The sequence below is a fragment of the Proteus sp. Marseille-Q3619 genome, from assembly GCF_965283115.1.
Genome location: NZ_CBDIMP010000001.1, coordinates 3,067,912 through 3,091,735 on the forward strand (window position 1 = coordinate 3,067,912; position 23,824 = coordinate 3,091,735).

Annotated in this window: 18 protein-coding genes; 2 read left to right on the plus strand and 16 right to left on the minus strand. The window is 39.5% G+C overall.

The window, feature by feature from the left end:
- The first annotated feature begins 12 nt into the window (after positions 1 to 12).
- Complete coding sequence (locus ACWPWK_RS14115; RefSeq protein ID WP_109371588.1) at positions 13 to 1,341, plus strand: D-serine ammonia-lyase; 1,329 nt, start codon at positions 13 to 15, stop codon at positions 1,339 to 1,341.
- Between the two features lie 231 nt (positions 1,342 to 1,572).
- On the opposite strand, the gene ACWPWK_RS14120 is transcribed toward ACWPWK_RS14115, so the two are convergent.
- The 16 genes from ACWPWK_RS14120 to sfsA all read right to left on the minus strand — a co-directional run bounded on the left by ACWPWK_RS14120 (position 1,573) and on the right by sfsA (position 21,256).
- Positions 1,573 to 3,942, minus strand: coding sequence for a TonB-dependent receptor (locus ACWPWK_RS14120; RefSeq protein WP_109371586.1), 2,370 nt, complete (start codon positions 3,940 to 3,942; stop codon positions 1,573 to 1,575).
- 15 nt (positions 3,943 to 3,957) lie between these two features.
- The gene (locus ACWPWK_RS14125) at positions 3,958 to 6,036 is read right to left on the minus strand and encodes a TonB-dependent receptor domain-containing protein (RefSeq protein ID WP_109371584.1); all 2,079 of its coding nucleotides are present in this window, start codon (positions 6,034 to 6,036) and stop codon (positions 3,958 to 3,960) included.
- A gap of 216 nt (positions 6,037 to 6,252) precedes the next feature.
- Entirely contained in the window at positions 6,253 to 7,293 is a 1,041-nt protein-coding gene (gene fbpC, locus ACWPWK_RS14130) for a ferric ABC transporter ATP-binding protein (RefSeq protein ID WP_109371582.1), read from the minus strand.
- Positions 7,294 to 7,308: 15 nt separating this feature from the next.
- Entirely contained in the window at positions 7,309 to 9,387 is a 2,079-nt protein-coding gene (locus ACWPWK_RS14135) for an ABC transporter permease (RefSeq protein WP_109371580.1), read from the minus strand.
- A 74-nt stretch (positions 9,388 to 9,461) separates the two neighbouring features.
- A complete protein-coding gene (locus tag ACWPWK_RS14140; RefSeq protein WP_069368510.1) occupies positions 9,462 to 10,493 on the minus strand; it encodes an ABC transporter substrate-binding protein in 1,032 nt (343 codons plus the stop codon).
- A 2-nt stretch (positions 10,494 to 10,495) separates the two neighbouring features.
- A complete protein-coding gene (gene uhpC, locus ACWPWK_RS14145; protein WP_279629296.1) occupies positions 10,496 to 11,848 on the minus strand; it encodes an MFS transporter family glucose-6-phosphate receptor UhpC in 1,353 nt (450 codons plus the stop codon).
- A gap of 67 nt (positions 11,849 to 11,915) precedes the next feature.
- Positions 11,916 to 13,472: an MASE1 domain-containing sensor histidine kinase gene (locus tag ACWPWK_RS14150; protein WP_109371576.1), complete on the minus strand. Its 1,557-nt coding sequence runs from the start codon at positions 13,470 to 13,472 to the stop codon at positions 11,916 to 11,918.
- 1 nt (position 13,473) lies between these two features.
- On the minus strand, positions 13,474 to 14,106 hold the full coding sequence (locus tag ACWPWK_RS14155; RefSeq protein WP_109371574.1) for a response regulator transcription factor: 633 nt from the start codon (positions 14,104 to 14,106) through the stop codon (positions 13,474 to 13,476).
- A gap of 233 nt (positions 14,107 to 14,339) precedes the next feature.
- Positions 14,340 to 14,720, minus strand: coding sequence for an aspartate 1-decarboxylase (panD, locus tag ACWPWK_RS14160; protein ID WP_064719124.1), 381 nt, complete (start codon positions 14,718 to 14,720; stop codon positions 14,340 to 14,342).
- A gap of 32 nt (positions 14,721 to 14,752) precedes the next feature.
- Entirely contained in the window at positions 14,753 to 15,604 is an 852-nt protein-coding gene (gene panC / locus ACWPWK_RS14165) for a pantoate--beta-alanine ligase (protein ID WP_109371572.1), read from the minus strand.
- A gap of 42 nt (positions 15,605 to 15,646) precedes the next feature.
- Complete coding sequence (gene panB, locus ACWPWK_RS14170; RefSeq protein ID WP_109371570.1) at positions 15,647 to 16,438, minus strand: 3-methyl-2-oxobutanoate hydroxymethyltransferase; 792 nt, start codon at positions 16,436 to 16,438, stop codon at positions 15,647 to 15,649.
- 359 nt (positions 16,439 to 16,797) lie between these two features.
- A complete protein-coding gene (gene folK, locus ACWPWK_RS14175) occupies positions 16,798 to 17,292 on the minus strand; it encodes a 2-amino-4-hydroxy-6-hydroxymethyldihydropteridine diphosphokinase (protein ID WP_109371568.1) in 495 nt (164 codons plus the stop codon).
- A complete protein-coding gene (pcnB, locus tag ACWPWK_RS14180; protein WP_406588703.1) occupies positions 17,285 to 18,838 on the minus strand; it encodes a polynucleotide adenylyltransferase PcnB in 1,554 nt (517 codons plus the stop codon). Before pcnB ends, folK begins: the two co-directional genes overlap by 8 nt.
- Before the next feature lie 90 nt (positions 18,839 to 18,928).
- Entirely contained in the window at positions 18,929 to 19,840 is a 912-nt protein-coding gene (gluQRS, locus tag ACWPWK_RS14185) for a tRNA glutamyl-Q(34) synthetase GluQRS (RefSeq protein ID WP_109371564.1), read from the minus strand.
- A 53-nt stretch (positions 19,841 to 19,893) separates the two neighbouring features.
- Entirely contained in the window at positions 19,894 to 20,349 is a 456-nt protein-coding gene (gene dksA / locus ACWPWK_RS14190; RefSeq protein WP_023580786.1) for an RNA polymerase-binding protein DksA, read from the minus strand.
- Positions 20,350 to 20,545: 196 nt separating this feature from the next.
- The gene (sfsA, locus tag ACWPWK_RS14195; protein WP_454209126.1) at positions 20,546 to 21,256 is read right to left on the minus strand and encodes a DNA/RNA nuclease SfsA; all 711 of its coding nucleotides are present in this window, start codon (positions 21,254 to 21,256) and stop codon (positions 20,546 to 20,548) included.
- Positions 21,257 to 21,341: 85 nt separating this feature from the next.
- Here sfsA and hrpB point away from each other — a divergent pair, with 85 nt between their 5' ends.
- Positions 21,342 to 23,774: an ATP-dependent helicase HrpB gene (hrpB, locus tag ACWPWK_RS14200; RefSeq protein ID WP_109372065.1), complete on the plus strand. Its 2,433-nt coding sequence runs from the start codon at positions 21,342 to 21,344 to the stop codon at positions 23,772 to 23,774.
- Positions 23,775 to 23,824: the final 50 nt, after the last annotated feature.

Below are 23,824 nucleotides of genomic sequence, written 5' to 3' on the forward strand. Positions count from 1 at the left end.
AAGAGAACGACTATGAACCATATAGATATAAATAAATTAACAAGCAATTTTCCACTAGTTCGTGACTTAGTGGACTTAAAAGAAGTGGTTTGGTTTAACCCAAAAGTGACCACCACTGACCAGGGACTTCCATATGTTGGTTTAACGCAAGATGACGTAATTGACGCACAAGCGAGATTACAACGTTTTGCACCTTATTTAGCAAAAGCATTTCCAGAAACGGCTGTCACTCAAGGAATTATCGAATCAGAAGTGGTTGATATTCCTAAAATGAAAGTCGCACTTGAAAAGCGTTATAACACGTCCATTAGCGGTCAATTGCGTTTGAAAAAGGACAGTCATTTACCTATTTCTGGCTCAATTAAAGCGCGTGGTGGGATTTATGAAGTACTGACTCATGCTGAGAAATTAGCGATAAACGCGGGATTGTTGAGCACAGACGATAATTATGAAAAATTATTTTCTGATAAATTCCGTGAGTTCTTTAGCCAATACAGCATTGCTGTTGGCTCAACAGGCAACTTAGGTATGTCTATTGGGATCATGAGTGCGAAATTAGGCTTTAGCGTGAGTGTTCATATGTCTGCTGATGCACGTCAGTGGAAGAAAGATAAATTACGTTCTCATGGCGTTAATGTTGTTGAATATGAACAAGATTACAGCATCGCAGTAGAAGAGGGTCGCAAAGAAGCAGAGAAAGATCCTAACTGTTTCTTTATCGATGATGAAAACTCAAAAACATTATTTTTGGGTTATGCGGTAGCGGGATTACGTTTAAAACGCCAATTTGAAGAACAAGGTGTTCGTGTTGATAGTGAACATCCTCTGTTTGTTTACCTGCCTTGTGGTGTCGGTGGTGGCCCTGGTGGTGTTGCTTTTGGGCTAAAACTGGCATTTGGGGATGCCGTACACTGCTTATTTGCAGAGCCAACGCATTCACCTTGTATGTTATTGGGTGTTTATACCCAGTTACATGAAGGCATCTCTGTACAAGAGATTGGTATCGATAACGTAACTGCAGCTGATGGTCTTGCTGTTGGTCGTGCATCTGGCTTTGTTGGTCGAGCAATGGAGCGCTTAATTGATGGTTATTACACTATTGATGACCAAGAGCTTTATGACTTACTCAGTTTATTAAATAAAGAAGAAGGGATTAAGTTAGAACCTTCGGCTTTAGCTGGAATGGCGGGCGCTGTACATGTCACTCAAGCTAAAGATTATCTGCAAGGTTTATCACTGGACAGTCAAAAAATGCAAAATGCGACGCATTTAGTCTGGGCGACTGGTGGTGGTATGGTTCCAGCAGATGAAATGCAAAAATATCTCGCTCAAGGAAAATAGAGAGAGAACGGAGGCTATCAGCTTTTGTTCTGATAGCCTCTCAAAAAATAAAGGGAGTAGTACAAGTATTTTTCTAAAACAATAAAAACGTAGCAATATGCTACACCAAGCATTACCTCAAACATTCACACCAGGATGTCACACCAGGGGAAAATGTCGTAGTATTATTATAAAAAAGAGGCACCCATTGGGTGCCTCGCTTACTTTTACGCATGGTTAAAGATAAATTGGCTAAAAATCAATTTTGATATTCACTCCATAATTTCTACCCGGCAAAGGGGCTAAATATTTCAACTGAGAAGAAGCGGGTCTTGCTTCTGTATTGGTGAGATTATTAATAATAAAATCAACAGAAACATCTAATTTATCAAGATGATATTTTTTGCCAATTCCTGCATCAACTAATGTGTAAGAAGGAAAAGTAATATCCCCACCATACATTAATCCACCACTTTCTTTTTGTTTTTTATAGTAAGTCGCAGTACTAAATGCGGTTAACTCTTCATGCTGATAATTAAGGCTAATACCATGTTTTTCATTGGGAAGATTAGGCAAATAATTACCTGCAATAAAGAGCTTTCTTTTACTTCTATTTTCAACAAAATCACCAAATAGTGTGAATGTAAGATTATGGTCGTGAGGCATTTCATATAAATATTTAAATTCGTATTCTAATCCTTTTGTTTCAAGATCAGTTTCATCCCATTCCATTACTGTAACGCCACCACGGCTTACGCCCGTTAAGCGTCTAAACTTAAAATCACTATAGTCAGTTTTATACAGATTGAGTTTATTAGAAAAATTACCGATCTCAATAATGGACGATAATTCAATGCTCTTACTTTTTTCTGTATTAAATTTACTGTTTCCTTGTTCTTCAATTAAATAAGCATAGTGGGGACCATGTGTATAAAGTTCATTAATTTCAGGAGCGCGATAAGAAATATTTTTTTGTAGCTTTAATGTCCATTCATCAATTGGTGTAAAAGATAAGGCTAATGTATTTGCACTGGTATCAAAATGACGATTTTGCAGATTTGAACCTTGTCCTCGACCGCTATTATAATTATCGGGAATATTTAGATGATGATGGGTATAGCCTTTACGGTATCCCGCGGTAATTTCAAAAGGAGATAAATTTAGAGATTCAACCCAATATATTCCATACTCTTTGGTTAATACACTTGGTAAATAAGCATCATAGCCAGATGTTTTCAGATCACGATAATTACCGTTAATTCCAACAGCACCGTTAAGCCGATTAAATAGCGGAGTATGCGCAGTTTCTATCGCTAATTGATGGCTTTTAGTGTTAAATACCGATGATGCAATTTGACCGACCAACTCCTCATCTTTCGATTCAGAATAAGAGTAATAAAAAGCGCTGTCTCTGAAAAATGGCGTTAAGTGATAATGTTTTCCTTGTATATCTATTCGTCGATTATGGTTTGAAACTGAAATAGGTTTGTACATTTCTCGTGTCGTTTTCGACGTGAGATAAGCATATCCTGGTACACCATAAGATGTTTGAAAATCAGTAATAGATAGGCCTAAATAACCATCATCTTCAATATAAGAGAGTGATGCATTACCACTTTGACTTTTTAAAAAGCTATTAGGAATTTCTTTGTTGTTATTTTCAACATAATGCTTGGGCGGTGTTACATGTTCAATGGATGTGGGACTGCCAGGTTTATATTGTGAGTTAGCTTCGTTATCAACATAACCAATACCTGAAAAATAATCTTTATCTTTAAAAGTATATTTATCATCTTCGCTTAATTCATATTCAACTTTGTATTTTTTCCAAAACTCACTAATGTAAGGGTAAGCTTCAGGATTACGGCTGGTAAACACTTTCATATCAACTTGGCATTGATCACGTAACGCAAAGTGACTTTTTAGTTGTTGATAGCTATAGCAAGGTGCTGCTTTAGAATGTGTTGGAATTTTATATCTAGTAACTCGTTTAGTGGCACCCGAAATATTAAAAACCCAGTTTTCTTCATTACTGAATTTAATATTTGCTGATCCACCATTACCGTTATTGGTACTTCCATTAAATGTCACGGCGCCTGAAATCGCTTTTTCAGGCAACTGTGTCATTATCCTATCATCCCACAAATGAATTGCACCACCACTGCTACTACCACCATAAAGTAGTGCTTCAGAGTTTTTACTGATCGATATTTCATTAATTCTGTTCATATCAATGGGAATAGGCATATTTCCGCTGATAAATGAAACATCATTAATAGGAAGATTATTGACTAAAATACCCACTCTATTTCCAGACATGCTACGAATAACGGGTCTTGCGGCATTAGGGCCAAAACCTTCTGCTTGTACTCCTGCGACTTTTGAAACAGTATTACCAATGGTATTGGACTTTATTTGTTCAAGTTGTTTTCCTTTTATCTCTTCCCGATTATTCAGTAACAATGAAGAGAAAGTCTCTTTGTTTTTTATTGATGTTGCTTTAACAGTAATAACATCGTTTGGTATTTCTTTTCCTTTGCTTTTATCTTCATTATTCTCTTTTCCATATAAAGGAGACGACAAAAGCATAAGTAAAATAATAGAGAATTTACTTTTTTTCATAATTATTTTTTATACTTAGAATGTAAGAGTAGTGCCTAATATGATATTACGACCTGGTAAATACATTTCATCTTTAATATAAGAGGTACTGTCTTTTCCTTTTGCATCAAAGATATTATTAACTTTGGCATACAAGGTATAATTGGTATTATCTAAATAGCCAATATATTCACTACCTAAGCTAACTGTATTATAAGATGCTGTTGGCGTTTCGTATTCGGCTGTTTTATTCTGTTTTCCAAAGTGATCAACCTGAATTTTCCCATTTAGATTTTCTGTTAAACTATGTTTAATATAAACGCTTAATCGATAAGCGGGGATCCTTGGAATATTTCCTTTATTATGCAGTAAATTTGCTCTGACATAATCACCAGAAATACCAATTAAGCTATCTTGGTGATAGTAATAATCAATATTACCTTCTACACCTTTGAATTGAGCATCATGTTGTACGTATTGTAATGGTCGAAATCCATTATTTAATTCAGCGCCAGTAAACTTGCCATAAATATAATTATCAATATGGTTATAATAGGTACTAATATTGAATTGAATATCACCTGTTACTTTAGTGACTCCAATATCAATATTATTTGCTGTCTCTGCGGTTAAATTAGGATCGCCTTTTTCAATAGTTCGGCTTGCAGCATGAACACCATTCGCGTAAAGCTCTTCTGCAACAGGTAATCTTTTCGTGTGTGATAGTGATAAATTTAAAAAATAATCTTGTGTAAAATTCCACGCTAATCCAGCAGAAATCGAAGATGCACTCTGTTTATTGTTTTTTTGAGTTTCTCTATTTAACAGTGATTGCCACTCTTGGCGAAAACCTAATTCATAGCGAAAATCGCCGAATTGGTATTCTTCTAATAAAAAGAGTGAGTGATTTTTTGTTTTTGTTGACGGTACATAAGCCTCTTCTCCATAAGCACTAAAATCACGTTGATTAAATTGCCCGCCAATAACACCATGCCAGCCTAAAATAGGTTGATGTGTGAAAGAAAATCTTAATTCATCTCCTTTGTTTTTAAATTGGGTACTAACTTCGTGACCTTCTTTTTCATCATGATGATAATGGGTTCTGGCCGCACTGAAACGTACCGATTCAATACCGGCAAATGGGTTACTTTTTTCACCACGAAGATCCCATCGTTTACTCTCCATAATAATATAAGGAATGCCATGCTCATGTTGTTCATCAGGGTATTCATGATTGTGATCATGATGATGATGACCAACTAAAGGTGGGTGAGTAGGGGCGTGATGATGCTCCTCCTCATGATCATGAAAATGAGTATGACCAGGTAATCCATATCGGCGATGTTGTTCACCATAGCCAATCCCAATATAACCCTCATCAAAGATCCATGATGCACCGATATTTGCAGATTGGTTATCTTGATAAGAGCCAGCTAAACGGCTTGCTTCCCCTTGATGTAATGGCTCGGGTTGTTTGTAATTACTTTGGTAACGTTTCGTGCCTTCAATACGCAGAGCTAAATTATCTTGCCCTAATGTCAAACCTGCTGCACCGGTATTTCCTTTAGAAACAGAATCATATTGATAATGTAATTCGCCGTCGTAACCTTTTTCAGGCACTGACATAGGAATTTTGCTATCAATAACATTAATGGCGCCACCTATTGTGCCGCCTCCATAAAGTAATGCTGAAGATCCTTTTAATACTTCAATACGCTGGCTTAAAAAAGGTTCACTCGTGATTGCGTGATCTGCACCAATCGACGAGACATCCATAAGATCACTACCACTGTGCAATACTTTTACTCGGTTGCCTGACATCCCACGAATAACGGGATGCACTGAGCCTCCACCAAAAAAACTGGCATGAAAACCGGGTAGAGATGTCAATGTTTCAGCAATAGATGAACTACGATTAGCGCGTAACTCTTCTTGTGTAATGACAGCAACGGGTGTTGCCATTTTTTCTTGTGGTGTTTGTAAAGGTGTTGAATAAACCTTTAATACCTCATTTGGTCGTTTTTCTTCTGATTTCGTTGTGGTGTTTGCGTTTGCAAATAATGAATAACTTATTGAAATAAAAAGCGTTGTATAACTAAAAACAGACTTTTTCATTTTACTTACCTCCTTTATTTTATAATGTTATAACATAACATTTTGTAAATATTGTAAGTAAATATAATTATCATTAGCAAGTGGTGATTTTTTCAAAATGATAAAATTTTTATAAGTTATTGTAATTTATATATAAAAATATTTTCTATGAAAGAGGGAGAAGAGATGAAAAAAGGCACCTCAAAGGTGCCTTTAAGATAAATAAGATAAAGACGCTTATTCTAGGATAAACATGCCATAAGGGTGAATTTGTAGATAATAACTGTCACCTACATTCGGCTGAAGCTGTGTGGCATTGACTTGTAATAGCAAGGTTTGATTTTGCCATTCTACCGTGACTTCATATTGTGGTCCCATGTAAGCCACATGCACTATTTTACATTGCTGACAGACATCGCCTTGTTGAGATAAGGTAATCGCTTCTGGTCTAACTCCAACTCTAACTTCGGTTTTAGTCGTATTAAATGTATCTGGTTTCGGTAGGCGATATTGGAAGATATCAACATAATCAGCGCCCAATGTGGCTGGGAATAAGTTTGCATCTCCCATAAAGCTTGCCATAAATTCAGACGCGGGTTGGCGATAAAGATTTTGTGGTGAACCTAATTGCATTATCTTGCCTTTATTCATCACTAAAACCATATCAGAAACGGCAAATGCTTCACTTTGGTCATGAGTGACATAAAGAGACGTGATATTAAACTGTTGTTGTAATTCACGAATTTTCTCTCTCATACTACGACGTAAGTTAGCATCAAGGTTACTCAATGGTTCATCAAAAAGTAGAACTTTAGGTTTCAAAATTAAGGCGCGAGCTAATGCAACACGTTGTTGTTGACCACCTGAAATTTGGTCAACAAAACGGTCTTCAAAGCCTGCTAAATCCACCAGCTCTAAGGCTTCAGAAACACGTTGTTTAATTTCAGCCTTAGGGCGCCCCAGCATTTTTAAGCCATAGCCAATATTTTCGCCCAACGACATATGAGGGAAAAGGGCATAAGACTGAAACACCATACAGATGTCGCGTTGCTGGATCGAACGGTCGGTAACATCTTCGCCATCGATAAAAATTTTGCCTTCTGTTGGTTTTTCTAACCCTGCCACTAAACGTAATACTGTTGTTTTACCGCAACCTGAAGGCCCTAATAATGAAACCATTTTGCCTTGTGGAATAGACAAACTGAGATCTTCAATCACCGTGTTAGTGCCAAAACGCTTAATTACATTTTTCAGTTCAACGAAATGTTGTTGTGTCATGATTTATACTCCGTATTACTGTGCATTTTTGGCTTTAGAGCGTGAAACACGGGCTTCGCCAATCAAATAGTCAAATAAGAAAATAATTGCCAACATCACGACGATTAAAATCGAGCCGTAGGCAATTGCGACGCCGTATTCACCATCTTCAACGCGGTTTAAAATATAAGCGGTTGCAACGCGTGTATCTGGTGTAACAAGGAAAACGATGGCACTGACTGTCGTTATCGCACGCACAAAGCTATAAATCAGTGCAGATAAAATAGCAGGGCGTAATAACGGTAACAGCACATAGAAAATGGTTCTCATTGAGTTCGCTCTTAAACTTAGAGAAGCTTCATCAAGCGATTTATCAATTTGTCCTAATCCCGCAATACCTGCACGTATTCCCACAGGCACGTTACGCATTGTCATAGAGATAATCACAATTGCCGCCGTTCCCGTTAAATAGAAAGGCGAGTCGTTAAACGCAAGAATATAAGAGACACCTGCGACGGTTCCTGGTACGGCAAAACAAAGCATGGTTGTGAACTCGATACTTTTTTTACCTTTGAAGTCTTGGCGCACCACGATATAGGCAATTAATAGTCCGAGGATTGCCGTGATCGGCGCGGCGATACCGGCATATAACAAGGTATCTAATAATGAAGGCCATGCACCGTCACTCATTCCTTGACCAAATAATTTGATAAAGTTATCGAGTGTTAAGGTGTAATCAACTCCCCAGTTAACGGTAAAGCTACCGTAGAAAATACTGCCATAGAGCAGGATATTAAAGACAACCCAAATACCTAAAACAGTAGTCACAAATGCGATCAGTGACGATGGAAGAGGTTGAACATCACCGCGATAAGATTTACCTGATACCGTGACGTAAGAGCGTTTACCAATCCACATATACTGCACACAGAACACTAATAGTGAGAAAACTAACAGTGATGCACCCAATGTACTGGCTGATTGATAATCAAGCTGAGAGCCTGTGATATAGAAATAAATTTGTGTAGCGATAACGTCAAAGTTGCCTCCTAAAACTAACGGATTACTAAAGTCAGCAAGAGATTGCACAATTACAATTAAAAACGCATTGGCTAACGCAGGTTTAAGCAACGGCATAAAGACGTTAAAGAAAGTTTGATAACGGTTTGCTCTTAAGGTGTAAGAGGCTTCTTCTAATGAAGGATGAATGGTTTTAATTGCGCCATCTAAAATCATAAATGACATAGGGGTAAAGGCGAGCACTTGCGCCAACCAAATCCCTGTAAAGCCATATAACCAGTTGGTATTTTCAAGTCCTGCGTAAGTGGCAAGAAACTCTGTCACATAACCCGAACGTCCCATCATTAACGTCACCCCTAAACCGACAACAAAAGGTGGTGTAACAATAGGTAAGATAGAAAACACACGGCCGATAATGGCAGAGCGCACTGCAATACGTGACGTATAAATGGCCAGTATTAAACCAAAGAAAGTACAACCTATCCCCACAGCAATAGAAAGCACAATTGAGTTAAGCATCACTTGCACTATATGGGCTTGGCTTAAAATCGCGATAAACTCAAAAGGTGCAAAATTGCCCGCGCTATCTTTAAACATCGGAATAAAAATAGCGATACTAGGGAAGATAATAAAGGCGCCAATCAATGCAACAACAGTTATCAAAGAGCCGATAACAAAGCTATCACCGCCCAGCCATTCAAGGCGTGTTAAGGCGGTTTTCATGATCATTCCCAGAGAAATAAAGAGGATGATCGCAGAATAACCTAAGCCACGTCCTTCAAGGGTTGCACTGACTATCGTAATAAATGCACAAAATAGGGCAAAACCCGCATCAAAATAGTGGCGAGAGCGATTTTCACGTTTAGGAGCAGTTAATGGGCGAAATAGCAGTAAACTCGGTAATAAAAACCAAAGCCAACTGATATTTAGGCTACTCCAGCCATAAGAGGTGAGCAATTCATCTGCTGTTGAGTCTAAAAGACCGTAGTCAAGGCTCCATGATGGCAGTAACGCAAATGCCATCCATGCAATTAGGATCCATAAAAATATGGGATCCCGCCTCTTTTTTTCAGGTAAAGCGAGTGTGTGAGACATAAATCCCCCGAGAGTAAATGTATTTATTATTATGAGAAAAAGAGAGCGAGAGGTTATCTCGCTCTGTTAATGGGCTATTTACCCATTTTTACTTCGGTAACCCACTTATTAATCAGTTCCTTACGTACTTCACTATCGCCATATTTATCCATGTCGTAGTTAATGAGTTTTAAGTCTGATAATTTCAGTGCCATTGGTGAAGATTCAGCCGAGGTATTGGTTAGAATTTGGTAAGATTTACCTTCTTTCCAGCTAATTTCCTGAGCTTCTTTTGAGAGTGTCCAATCTACGAATAATTTTGCGTTATCCATATTGCGGGCATTTTTAATGATACTGACACCACCGATTTCATACCCTGTACCTTCACAAGGTGAGATCAATTCAAGTGGGGCGCCATTTTCAACTTCTAATGAGTAATCATGTAGGAAACCAATACCAATGGCAGCTTCACCACGGGCTGCATTTCGTGCTGGGGCAATACCTGATTTGGTGTATTGAGAGATATTTGTATTGATTTTCTTCAGGTAATCAAAGGCTTGTTCAGTGCCCCATAATTGATCAAAGGTTGCCAGTGCAGTGTAAGCCGTACCTGAGCTTTGTGGATCAGCAATTTGAATTTCGCCTTTGTATTCAGGCTTAATTAAATCTTTCCAGCAGGTTGGAATAGCAATGCCTTTTTCTTTTAAGCGATCTTTGTTGACGCCAAAACCTAAAATACCGACATAGACCGCAGAAGAGTAGTTTCCTTTGCGTTTAGCTGGATCACGAAATTGTGGCATGATCTGATCGAGATTAGGAGAAACGTAAGGCTCTAGCAGATCCATTTCACCCGCTTGTGAGTGAGGATCCATTGTACCGCCATACCAAACGTCAGCTTGTGGATTACGTTTTTCAGCTTCAATTTTAGCTAAAGTACTCCCTGAACCATTACGAACGAAGGTAGTTTTAACATCATACTTTTCGGCGAAGGCTTTTGTTTCAGCTTCACACATCGCATTTGTCGCACTACAGTAAACGACTAAGCGACCAGCCGCATTTGTTGATAAGCTAACCGCAGAAAGAGCCAGACCAGCAGCAACGAGTGTAGAGAGGGTTTTCAATTTCATGTTCAGAACCTTTTAAATGTGTCGTCATCGGAAAATGAAAGTGGACCAACTGAATGCTCTTGTTTGCTAACATCAGCAATCAACAACGGCATTAGTAAGAGTCCCATTAAGGCCGCAGCACTGGTTAATAATACAAACATCCCAGTCCAACCATAATGCGCCATGACCTGACTTAATGGCCAACCTGCCATTGCCGCCCCTAAATAGGCATACAATCCCAAGTAGCCAGTTACCGTGCCTGCTGCGTTTTTATGGCAATATTCTGTTGCAGCAAGCCCGATTAACATCTGTGGTCCGAACACAAAAAAACCGATACTAAAAAAACAGGCTGCGAGTAACGCATAATGATGAATTGGAATTAACCAAAGTGCTGTTACTGCGGTAAAAAGCCCGAGTGAAAACAGCAATATCATTGGTGCTCGTTGGCCGCGGAATAATAAATCCGAGCCCCAGCCTGAACATAACGCCCCGAGCAAGCCACCTACTTCAAACAAAGAAAGAATGGCATTTGCACTTAATAAATTGGCGCCATGTGTCTCTGATAACCAGATATTTCCCCAATCGTTTATCGCCATACGTATGAGATAAACTAAAATATAAGAAAAACCCAGCAACCAAATCATTCGGTTAAATAAAATGCTCTCTTTCAAAATAGTTAGCATAGGTTTAGGCGGAGAGGCTTGTTCTTGACGTAATTCAAACACATCGCGCCGCCATACACCCACAGTAGGAAGTCCTTCCTCTGCGGGAGTCCCTTTTAATCGTACACACAACCATAGCCCGACGATGATACCGATAATACCGGGAACAAGTAGTGCGACTTGCCAACTATAATGCGTCGCTAGCCACGCAGTTAAAATGGGAAGACTCATCCCGCCAAGGTTGATTGAGATATTCCATAATCCCCACCAGAAGCCACGTTCATTGCGTGAATACCAGTGTGTTAACAACCTTGCACAAGGTGGCCATCCAAAGCCTTGAAAGAAACCATTTAGTGCCCAGACCAAAAGCAGTGCAGGAAACGAAAGACAATAGGCAAAGATAATATTCATAATGCCTGTCATTACTAATCCCACACCCATAAACCAGCGGTATCCCCACTTATCGTGGAAAATACCAGAAACAAATTTAGATAAACCGTAAGTGAGATAAAAAAGGCTGGCTATCCAACCGATATCTCCTTTATCTAAATTCAATTCAACTTGCATAACGGGCATCACAAAGTTGACGCTTTTACGTGTGAGGTAGAAGGTGGCATAACCAATAATCATCGACAGCATTAAATTTTTGCGCCAAAAGTTATAGGTCTTATTTATTGATGCCGAATTTTTACCTGACATAACATCCTCTTTGATGTTGCAAATGTAAAAAAAATGTCGCGAAAAAGAATGAGATAAGGTTGTAGATGACTAAGACTTATTCTTAGTTTTCACTGTTTTCTTTTGAATTTGTGGGTAAGTTAACAATTATTTTCGTACCGTGATGATTTACCACTTCCCATTCTCCACCTAAAGCGCGAATGCGTTCTTCAATCCCGCGTAATCCAAAGCCACTACTTTGTTGTGCTGATAATGATGTGGGTAACATGCCAATACCATTATCACTAATCATCAGTCGTAATCGATTTTGGTTTTGAGTCAGTGAGATTTGGATATAGGTCGCGTTGGCGTGTTTACTAATGTTGTTTAACAGCTCTTGTACTAAACGGTAGAGGGTAAAAATAATAGTTTCGTTTTCAGGCTCTTTATCTAACGAGTAATTAAAATTACAGATGATGCCGTTGTCATTAAAAGCAAACTCATTAATTAAATGGTGAAGGGCTTTTTCAAGCGACATTTCTTCTAAAACAGGCGGACGTAATTGTCGGAGTAGTTGACGTGTAGATTGATGAATTTGCAGTGCAAGCCGTTCGATTTGTTCCCCTGTTTGGCGCGTTTTATCGTTATCAGCCATCTTTTTTACTAACATTGATTGAATTTGGATGGCTGTAATATTTTGCCCAATCTCATCATGTAATTCACGAGCAATGGCTTTTTTCACATCTTCTTCGGTGTGAACAAGTTGCTCCATTAGTTCGCGTCTAGCTTGAAGTTCTTGCTCTAAGCGTAATCGATAGTGACGTAAATTATGGGCTAATTGCTGTTGACGGCTTATTGCTATCCCTAAACCAATGCCAATAATAGCTTGCGTAGTTAAAAACATTTCTAACTCACGTAAGTCATTAAACGCGCCATTAACTTGTCGAGCAAAGGTAATAATTAAACTACCTAATATTGCGGATAATACGCCGCCTTGCCAGCCATAACGATACGCCATAAATACATTAGGGATAAAAACAAGAATAACTAATAAGCGTTCTATTTCGGGTGTTAAGAAAAACTGTGCACTTAATCCGATAAGGCAAAATAGAAATCCCCACATGAGTAAGGAGGTTCTTAATGGCGGATCGAGTGTGCCGTCAGAGACTAAAGTGCGACTTTGTAATTCGCGTAGATATTCATAAAGTAAAAAAACAAAAGGGGCGAGTAATATTCCACCAGTAACGGATGTCAGGAAAATACCGCTGGTGGTATTAATTACAAAACCAAGAATAAAGGCTTGTAGCAGGCTATTAAAGCCAACGGCACTAATTAATAGGGTTAGGCGTTGCCAATAAAGAGGATATCGCCACCAAATACGCTGAACTTCTAACGCGATAATAAGGCTTAGTATTGGTGAGAGATAAATAATGGCGTGGGTAATTAATTGCTCTTGCGCTAACCAGTAATAAAGCCCCCATTCGGCAAATAACATCGGTAACCAAAAACGCCGCCAAAGTAAAATTATTAGGGCTAATCGTAGACCTTGAGGTAAGAAAAGGGCGGCTTGTTGCCCGTTTTTACTTAAATAGAATCCAATCAACCAAAGTGATAGCCAAAGTAAAGAGTAGGTGAGTAATAAAAAGAGGGATTGAAGAAAAAAACGCAGTCCCCTTTTCATTTTACAGCGAGCCTGTAATCAATTGATTTTTTAAGGCGAAATGAACCAGATCGATAGTGGTTTCACAGCTTAATTTACCAAGTACATTGGCTCGATGAACGTGAACGGTTTTGTGGCTAAGGTTAAGTTGTACCGCAATTGTTTTGACATTAACGCCTTGAACTAAAAGATTGAAAATCTCTCTTTCTCGAGGTGTTAACGTATGTAATGCATCTTCTTTTTCGGGTGTTTGTCGTAACGCTTTCATTGCATCAGAACAAAGATAACAGCCACCTTGATGTACAGCGCGTACGGCTTGTACTAACTCTTCAGGGCCACAGCGTTTTGTTAAATAACCGCGAGCGCCCGAATCTAATGCACTTTGAACAAAAGCGGGCGTATCGTAGATACTTAAAATAATGGTACGAAAATCAGGGCGCTTTTGTTTTAAGCGACTTTGGAGTTGTAGACCACTTTCGCCAGGCATAGAGAGATCCATCACAGCAACATCAATATCATCATGTGCTAAATAAGGCCATGCTTCTTGCCCATTAGAATATTCACCCACGATATGAATATCGGGTTCTAACATTAAGAGCTGTGCAAATCCAGAACGCACAACAATGTGATCATCTACTAAAGCAACTTTTATCATAATTTTTTATTAGTCAGAGAGTAGTCAGACAATACTTATATGATTTATAACAAGCTACAGAAAGATAAGCGAGGAAAAATGGAGAAGAAACACGGTTTTGAATCTTATGTCTCGTTTTTGTCGTGGTGAATCGTGACAAGCAAATAATAATAATAGATTATTTGTTATTCAGGTGATAATTCCCCATAAACAGGGAACCTCTGTTTATGGGGAAATGTGTTATTTCTTATTGATTAAGCAACTTGAACAGGAACCGCTTTTGCAATACGTTTCATCTCGTTGTTATCTTCAAAATAAGCAATATTAGGTTTATGGCTACGCGCATCACTATCAGGAATTTGCACATAAGAACAAATAATTAAGCGATCACCAACGGCGGCACGACGCGCAGCTGCTCCATTGACTGAAATAATCCGAGAGCCTCTTTCGGCACAAATGGCATAGGTTGAAAAACGCTCACCATTATCAACGTTATAAATATCAATCGCTTCATTTTCAAGAATGCCTGCGGCATCCATAAAATCCTGATCAATTGCGCAAGAGCCTTCATAGTGAAGATCAGCTTGTGTGACTTTTACGCGATGAAGTTTGCCTTGTAACATAGTGCGTAGCATTGTTGTGTTTCCTATTTTTCTAATAATGAATATTAAACAAGGTTAACTTGCTGGTTATCAATCAAGCGTGTATTACCTAGCCATGCAGCCATTAAAATCACAGCCCGATGGCTCTCTTCATTTAATGGTGTGAGTGTATCCGCATCACAAATAAAGCAGTCATCTGCACGAAAACCTTGCTGCTCTAAGGTGTTTTTTGCATTTTGCAGTAGCTGATTAACATCATGATTACCCGACTTTAGTTGTTCTGCAATTTCTTGCATCGCTTGATAAAGTGTAGGGGCTTGTTGTTTTTCGTTATCAGATAATAGACGATTGCGCGAACTGAGCGCTAAACCATTTTTGTCACGTACGATAGCAACAGGAACGATGCTGATATCCATACATAAATCGCTTACCATCTTTTTGATAATTTGCAGTTGTTGGAAGTCTTTTTCACCGAACATCGCAACATCAGGTTGTACAAGGTTAAAAAGCTTACTGACAACTGTCGTGACACCACGGAAATGACCAGGACGGCTTGCGCCTTCTAATACGGTAGATAATACAGGAACATCAACAGTAGTTTGATTTTCCATACCGTGTGGATACATTTCTTTTGCTGAAGGCGCAAAGATAATATCGACATGTTTATCACGCAGTAACTCGCAATCTTCTTGTAAAGTACGAGGATAATTTGCTAAATCCGCTTCTCTATCAAATTGAAGTGGGTTAACAAAAATAGATGTGATCACAACATCTGCGTGAATACGCGCTTCTTCAATTAATTTTAGGTGACCTTCATGCAGATTACCCATCGTTGGAACCAATGCAATGCGTTTACCTTCTTGCTTTAATCGCTTGATTTCTCTGCGTAAGATAAGCGTAGTTTCAATAATTAGCACGGCGTGACTCCTTTAAACAATATTGATAATTAAGATAATAAATCAGTTAAATGAATGTTTTTCTTCTGGAAACAGGCCTTGTTCAACTTGTTGAACATAAAGACTAACCGCACCTTTTAAGGAGCCTGCTTCTTGTAAAAAGTCTTTTGAAAACTTAGGGGCTTGAGGGGTTAAGCCTAATAAATCATGCATAACAAGAATTTGCCCATCTGTGACATTACCTGCCCCAATACCAATAACAGGCATCGTTAATGCGTCTGTAATTGTTTTAGCCAGAGTAACAGGAACACATTCCAATACCGCCAATTGAGCACCCGCATTTTCAAGGGCGATGGCATCTTGCTTCAATTGCTCGGCTTCATCGTGCTCTCTACCTTGGATTTTATAACCTCCAAAGACGTTGACAGATTGTGGTGTTAGACCTAAATGAATACAGACAGGAACCGCACGCTCAGTGAGCATTTTAACGGTAGGAATTAACCAACTTCCACCTTCAATCTTCACCATATTAGCTCCTGCTTGCATCAGAATGCCGGCATTAAGACAAGCTTGCTCAGGAGTGGAGTAAGACATAAACGGCATATCTGCAATCAAGAAAGCATTAGGCGCACCAGCTCTTACACAACGAGTGTGGTAGGCAATTTGTTCAACGGTGACAGGCAAGGTGCTATTATGGCCTTGTAATGTCATACCCAATGAATCACCAATCAGCATGGCTTGAATACCTTCTTGTGCAAAAAGGCGAGCAAAACTTGCATCATAAGCGGTGATTGTGGCGAATTTTTTCTTTTCTTGCTTATAGCGGTTCAGCGTTGAAAGCGTAGTGGGTTTCATTGTAACAAACTCCATCATTGTCATTTTTTGTGTGTAGATAAAATTAATTACTTCACATAATTGTTTGTTTATTAAAGAAAATGTTAGATCATCAAAATAAAGCCGCTTTCGATTGTAGCATTTAAGGACTAAAAACGAAGAAAAAGTAATTAAATGAGTAATGAAAAATAATAAATGATAATTTTTATTTATATTTATCAATTGCCTATATGTGAAAAATAAATATAAAAGAGTTTAGAGATTGAGGAGGAGAGATGTGTTTGAAAAATTGAGGGAAAGTAAAAGAGAAGAGATAGGCTGATACTGTTTATATTTTTTACAGTATCAACCTTTAGCATTAAGAACGTACTAGTGTGAAATTACCACTTTTCCATGCCATTTTCAGGCACTAACGCCAATCTATCTGCTAATAACTCACCATCGGGAAAGCGAAGGTCGGGTGCTAATTCCGCTAATGGATAAAGCATAAATTCACGTACTTTAAGCCCGTAATGAGGTACGGTTAATCGCTCGGTTTGGATCACGTCATCACCAAATAACATAATATCAAGATCAAGCGTTCTTGGGCCCCAACGGTTGCCTTCTTTTCTAACACGACCTTGCGCTAATTCAATCGCTTGTGTGTTATTAAGCAACTCTTCAGGTGCTAACGTTGTATCAACCGCAACAGCGACATTAAGATAATCAGGCTGATCTTGTGGTCCCATTGGGCGAGTACGATACCAAGATGATTGTGCAATCAATGTTGTTTGTGGGATCTCACTGATTGCCTTAATCGCTGAATTCACCTGATTTTCAGGTGAATCCAAATTGCTACCTAAAATGATATAAACACGTTTTTTCTGTTTACTCATTGGTGTTCTCGTGTCTTGATGCTGGTTTTGCACTTGGATGACGAGGGCGTTTACGTGGACGCGGACGTTTACGAACGGGTGCTTGGCCTAATTCAGAGACCATTGAGCGCTGTTGCGTATTGTTAGAGGCTTGGAAATCAGCCCACCAGCCCGCTAACGCTTGAAGCTCTGGATTGTGTTGTACATTGGCACGTAATTCCAGTAAATCGAATGCTGCACGGAATTTAGGGTGCTCAAGTAATTTATTCGCACGACGACCTTGGCGTTTAGGCAAACGTTGCTGTAATTGCCAGATATCACGCATTGTTGTGGTAATACGTTTTGGTATCGCAATAGTACGGCATTGCTCATCTAAAATATCGTTCATCGCCATAGAGAAAGAGTCATAGTAAGAAAGACCACTTTCTTGGACTAATTTTTCGGCATGTTCAATTAATGGATACCACAGCATCGCCGCAAATAAGAACGCCGGATTGACTCGCATCTCTTTATTGATGCGGTAGTCTGTGTTTTTGAGAACTTGATCTAGCATTCTCTCCATCGGCGTATCATGTTGCTCTGTCATTTTAGATGCAATCAGCGGAAACAGCGGCTCAAGTAATTGATGACGACACATTAACTTGTAAGTTTTGTATCCTTGCCCCGTTTGTAATAATTTCAGCGATTCTTCAAAAAGACGAGCCGATGGAATATTACGTAATAAAGGAGCAAGTCTGGCAATTGGCTCTGCGGTTTCTGGCGCAATTTGCATATCCAATTTACTAGCAAAGCGAATGGCTCTAAGCATTCTGACGGGATCTTCGCGATAGCGCGTTTCAGGATCGCCAATTAAGCGAATAATACCCGCTTTCAGATCCGCTAAACCGCCAACGTAATCACGTACAGCAAAATCATCAACACCGTAATAGAGGCTGTTTAATGTAAAGTCACGACGGATGGCATCTTCTTCTATTGAGCCAAAAATATTGTCGCGCAGTAACATACCGCTTTGTGCTTGCTGGGATTGGTTATTGTCTGAAACTTCATGATCTTCATGAGAGCCGCGAAAAGTCGCAACTTCAATCACTTCAGGGCCAAACATAATATGAGCAAGACGGAAACGACGACCGACTAAACGGCTGTTACGGAATAATCGACGTACATCTTCAGGTGTTGCATTAGTGGCAATATCAAAATCTTTTGGTTTTTTTCCCAGTAATAAGTCACGGACACCGCCACCAACTAAATAAGCCTGAAAGCCAGAGTTATTTAGGCGATAAAGCACTTTTAATGCATTATCACTGATGTCGTTACGTGAAATTGGGTGTTGATCTCTTGGGATCACAGTCATTGGCAAATCACTCCCGTTCGCCTTTTCTTTATTACTCTTTTTTTTACGGGGACGGTCTGCGGATATAGCAGGACGCCGACGCACAGGTTTCTGTGTTTCTTGTATTGGTCGGTCAGATGCAGTGACTGGCCTTTCACTCGCTACCGGTTGTGTGTCTGATGACGTTGTTTGTCGCCCTAGCAGATTACGGCAGAAATGTGCTACTCGATTAAAAATATGACACCTCGAATAATAAAATCTAATAATTAAAAAATTAAGCGGCTAATCATAGCCTACTGAACATTTTTTGAGAATGCTTTGTGTGGTTTATTCATACCCTTGTTGCTGATGATTTTGTTTTAAAATCTCAGAAGGTGACCACTGCGCTATCGCAATCTCTAACAATGATGCTAACGAATAATCTTGCCAACCCGCAATAATAGGCTGATTAAGAAACCGTAAAGCATCGATAATGACGGGTCTTGGATCAGTATCTGGTAACGCATGTGCGTGATTTTGTTTTGATAATTTATTACCGTCATGATTTATTGCTAAAGGTAAATGAGCATAACGCGGAATAGGTAAATTCAGTTGTTTATGTAAACTGATTTGTCGCAACGTGGGATCAAGTAGATCGGCACCTCTAACAACTTCGGTTACACCCTGATAACTATCATCAATCACCGTCACTAGATTATACGCAAATAAGTTATCTTTTCTGTGAATAATCATATCTTCTAACACGATAGACGTACTCTTTGAATAATATGTACCTTGAATGACATCTTCAAAATGATAAACAGGATGCTGTTGGATCAACCTCCATGCACTCTCTTTATCAAAAGGTGTAACATTATTTGTGAGTGGCTCGCGATGACGACAGTGGTTATCATACACACCCCCTAAGTCATGTAAACGATGACGGCTACAATGACAGTGATAGCAGACACCTTCTTTCCAAAGAGTGTGTAAAATCTCACGGTAAGCATCATGGCGTTGCGATTGATAGAGGATCTCTTCATCCCAGAACAAACCATAATGTTCTAATGTACGAATAATTTGGGATGCAGTGCCGGGAGGTTCTCTAAGAGGGTCGATATCATCGATGCGCAAAAGCCAACGCCCGTGGTGTGCGCGAGCCTGAAGATAACTGCCAAGTGCAGTAACCAATGAGCCAAAATGAAGTTGACCCGTTGGCGATGGCGCAAAGCGCCCAATATAGTCTGTAATCTCGTGCATCGAAAGATTCAGATTAACGCCTCAACGTATTAGGCTGAGGCGTTTGCTCATTATTAGCCAGCCATCTGTTTTTCACGGATTTCAGCTAATGTCTTACAGTCGATACATAAATCTGCTGTAGGACGAGCTTCTAAACGGCGAATGCCGATTTCCACTCCACAAGATTCACAGAAACCAAAGTCATCATCTTCGACTTTTTTCAGTGTTTTCTCGATTTTCTTAATGAGTTTACGTTCACGATCACGGTTACGCAGCTCAAGACTGAATTCTTCTTCTTGTGCAGCACGGTCAACGGGATCTGGGAAGTTTGCCGCCTCATCTTGCATATGAGTAACGGTGCGGTTGACTTCATCCCTGAGCTGATTGCGCCAAGATTCAAGTATTAGCTTAAAATGCGCTAATTGGGCTTCGTTCATGTACTCTTCGCCCGCTTTTTCCTGATATGGCTCAACGCCAGCAATAGCGAGAATGCTCATGGACGATGTTTTACGCTTTTGCCCTTCTTGCATAATGCTTCTCCTACATACGCATTTCTGAATAATCCCCACCTTCAAAACAGGAAGGGGAAAAAATAGGGCGCTATAAATAGCAGATGCCCGCGAGGATAGCAATTATTCCTTCAATAAGTTTTCTCATGGTGTGAAGGCACGCAAGTAAATGTCCCTTTTTAGTTAAAAAATGCTTAACTAATGCCATGCGTTTCAATTAACTATTTGAAATAAAAGGTAATTGCTGTCCAATTGTTAAATTGTATTCACTAATATTGATGCGATAACACAAGATTTCAACCCCTGCATCACTCGCTTCTTTTAGCAGTGAAGCATAGTTAGGGTCAATCTCTTTAGCAACAGTCACTTCCACAATGCCAGTATGGGGAACTGCGTAGAATAAGACAGCCCTTAAACCCAATTTTGCGATAGCGGTCAACTCTCTAAGATGTTTCTGGCCACGTTCTGTCTTTGCATCAGGGAAATAACCCATACCGTTGTCGAGTAAGGTGACTGACTTCACTTCAATATAACAGTCAACTTTATGATTTGATTTAAGTAAAATGTCAATACGACTGTTCTCACTACCGTATTTCACTTCTCGTTTTATCTCGTCATATTCAGATAATTCTGGAATGTCACCTGCTTCAATGGCATCTGCAACAATACCGTTTGCTCTTAAGGTATTTACACAAATCCAATCATCGGTTTGGGTCTGTGTAAGTTCCCAACTGTGCGGGTATTTTCTTTTTGCATTTGAAGAGGTGGAATACCAAACAGTATCACCGGGAGTCGCACATCCCGTCATTGCGCCAGTGTTGGCGCAATGGAGCGTGAATTCTTCCCCATTTGGGGTGACAACGTCTGCTAAAAAACGCTTATATCGTTTTAGTAAAGTGGCGGATTGTAGCGGTTGCTCAGATTTCATAATGACTCCGAGGAAAATATGACCTTTAATAAAGCGCTAATGCTACAATGCCAAGCCAAGAAAGTTAATGAATCATGGAGCCTGTGTGCATTTATTGCCAATCTTTGATGTAACAGAAAAAATCGTTGCTGCGTTAAAACAATCCCCACAAGTTTTACTTCATGCTCCCACTGGTGCAGGTAAATCCACGGCGCTTCCCCTTTATTTACTGGAGCAAAATTGCTTTGATGGCAAAATAATTTTATTAGAGCCAAGACGAATTGCTGCCAAAAGTATTGCTTATCGTTTAGCCAGTCAGCTAAATGAAGAAGTTGGCAATACGGTGGGGTATCGAATGAAAGCGGAAAGCAAAGTCAGCTCAAAAACTCGACTTGAAGTGGTAACAGAAGGGGTATTAAACCGTATGTTACAGCAAGATCCAGAGTTGGCTGGCGTAAGCCTTGTGATTTTAGATGAATTTCATGAACGCAGTTTACAGGCTGATTTAGCATTGGCTTTATTGCTCGATGTACAAATGGGATTACGTGATGATTTGCGTGTGTTGATTATGTCAGCAACATTGGATAATCAAAAGCTCACCGCATTATTACCTGATGCTCCTATGATCAGCGCTGAAGGCCGTAGCTATCCTGTAGAACGAGTCTATTTTCCTATTAATACACATCAACCCTTTGAGCAAGAAATTGCCACTATGGCTTTACGATTACTTGCGCAAGAATCGGGTTCCATGCTGATTTTCTTGCCGGGTAGTGCCGAAATCGTGCGTGTTGCCGACATTCTAAAAGATAAAATAGATAACAATGTTTTGTTATTTCCTCTTTATGGTGCGCTTTCATTAGCTGAACAACAAAAAGCGATTGAACCCACAGAGAAAGGTTATCGGAAAGTCGTTCTTGCGACCAATATCGCAGAAACGAGTCTTACCATTGAAGGAATTCGTTTAGTCCTTGATAGTGCTATTGAAAAGCGTGCTCAATTTGATTTGAAAAGTGGTGTCACTAGCTTATTGCGTCAACGAACTAGTCAATCATCACAAACGCAAAGGGCTGGGCGAGCAGGGCGTCTTGAGGCAGGTATTTGCTGGCATTTAATAAGCCAAGAACAAGCAGAGCGCGTTGCTTCTCATCAATTGCCTGAAATATTGAGCAGTGATTTATCATCGTTATGGCTTTCTGTTTTGCAGTGGGGATGTCGTGATATTAATCAGTTGAGCTGGTTGGATACCCCAACACCACAAGCATTACATGCCGCTAAAGAGTTATTGTATCGTTTGGGTGCGATAGATAAACAAGGTGGATTAACACCACGAGGTTCACGTATGGCGCAATGGGGCATTGAGCCTCGATTAGCAGCAATTTTAGATTATGCGAGTGAGCAAAGTGATAATCATCTTGTTACTGCCGCACGTCTATGTGCAATTTTAGAAGAGCCACCAAGAGGACAAGAAATTAATCTAGAGTGGATTGCACAACAAAAAAACACCTTTTGGTCTCGACGTGAAAAACAGCTCTCTCAACATCGAAAAGGAACGTTTTGCTCGGAATTATTAGGTTCATTATTAGCAGTAGGATTTCCTGATAGGATTGCTAAAAATCGTGATAATCAAGGGCGTTTTCGTTTAGCAAATGGGCAAGGCGCTATGATGGATGACACGCAATCTATGAGTAATGCACCGTGGATTTTAGCGCCATTATTACTGCAAAATGCACATTATGCTGATGTCCGTATTTTATTAGCTTTGCCTATTGATATTGATGAAATATCAGCTACCTTTCCTAAGCTTATTGAAAATAATACCACGGTTGAATGGGATGAAAAACGCGGTACGTTAGTTGCATGGCAACAACGTCAATTAGGGCGATTAACCTTAAGTCAGCGTCAACTCGACAAGCCCAATAAACAGCAAATGCAACAAGCGTTATTGAATTGGTTAAGAGAGAACGGCTTAAGTGCTTTAGCACTTAGTGAAGAGACCCAACAGTTTTTTATTCGTCTTTCTTTAGCGAAAAAGTGGTGTCCAGAAGCTTTATTGCCTGATTTAGAAGAAGCTGTGTTACTTGAAACTTTAGAAACATGGCTCTTACCTGAACTTGGAGAAGTTCAGACATTAAAAGCATTACAACAAATTGATATTAATACGATTATTAAAAATCAATTAACATGGCATGAAAATCAGTTGCTTCAAAGCTTATTTCCAACGCATTATTTGGCGCCGACAGGGACAAAAGTGATTATCAATTATGATTTGGAGTTGCCGCCTGTGATTGCTATTCGTATTCAAGAAGTTTATGGCGAACAACAAAGCCCTATTATTGCGAATGGTCAATTGCCTGTTGTCATGGAATTATTGTCACCAGCACATCGTCCTATCCAAAAAACACAAGATTTGGCCACGTTTTGGGCAGGAAGTTATAAAGAGGTGCAAAAAGAGATGAAAGGGCGCTATCCAAAGCATTTATGGCCTGATGATCCAGCGAATACGGCACCGACTCGGCGAGTAAAAAAATATAGCCAATAAATGAATATTAGTTTCACCCCAGATCAATATGCTCTAGTTTTATTCGTATT

Bases quoted from the DNA above. Each gene is read 5' to 3' on its own strand.
- ACWPWK_RS14150 (WP_109371576.1), bottom strand. From the start codon at position 13,472: ATGAAAAGGGGACTGCGTTTTTTTCTTCAATCCCTCTTTTTATTACTC.
- fbpC (WP_109371582.1), bottom strand. From the start codon at position 7,293: ATGACACAACAACATTTCGTTGAACTGAAAAATGTAATTAAGCGTTTT.
- ACWPWK_RS14140 (WP_069368510.1), bottom strand. From the start codon at position 10,493: ATGAAATTGAAAACCCTCTCTACACTCGTTGCTGCTGGTCTGGCTCTT.
- ACWPWK_RS14155 (WP_109371574.1), bottom strand. From the start codon at position 14,106: ATGATAAAAGTTGCTTTAGTAGATGATCACATTGTTGTGCGTTCTGGA.
- folK (WP_109371568.1), bottom strand. From the start codon at position 17,292: ATGAGTAAACAGAAAAAACGTGTTTATATCATTTTAGGTAGCAATTTG.
- ACWPWK_RS14125 (WP_109371584.1), bottom strand. From the start codon at position 6,036: ATGAAAAAGTCTGTTTTTAGTTATACAACGCTTTTTATTTCAATAAGT.
- ACWPWK_RS14115 (WP_109371588.1), top strand. From the start codon at position 13: ATGAACCATATAGATATAAATAAATTAACAAGCAATTTTCCACTAGTT.
- panD (WP_064719124.1), bottom strand. From the start codon at position 14,720: ATGCTACGCACTATGTTACAAGGCAAACTTCATCGCGTAAAAGTCACA.
- sfsA (WP_454209126.1), bottom strand. From the start codon at position 21,256: ATGAAATCTGAGCAACCGCTACAATCCGCCACTTTACTAAAACGATAT.
- dksA (WP_023580786.1), bottom strand. From the start codon at position 20,349: ATGCAAGAAGGGCAAAAGCGTAAAACATCGTCCATGAGCATTCTCGCT.
- ACWPWK_RS14135 (WP_109371580.1), bottom strand. From the start codon at position 9,387: ATGTCTCACACACTCGCTTTACCTGAAAAAAAGAGGCGGGATCCCATA.
- panB (WP_109371570.1), bottom strand. From the start codon at position 16,438: ATGAAACCCACTACGCTTTCAACGCTGAACCGCTATAAGCAAGAAAAG.
- gluQRS (WP_109371564.1), bottom strand. From the start codon at position 19,840: ATGCACGAGATTACAGACTATATTGGGCGCTTTGCGCCATCGCCAACG.
- ACWPWK_RS14120 (WP_109371586.1), bottom strand. From the start codon at position 3,942: ATGAAAAAAAGTAAATTCTCTATTATTTTACTTATGCTTTTGTCGTCT.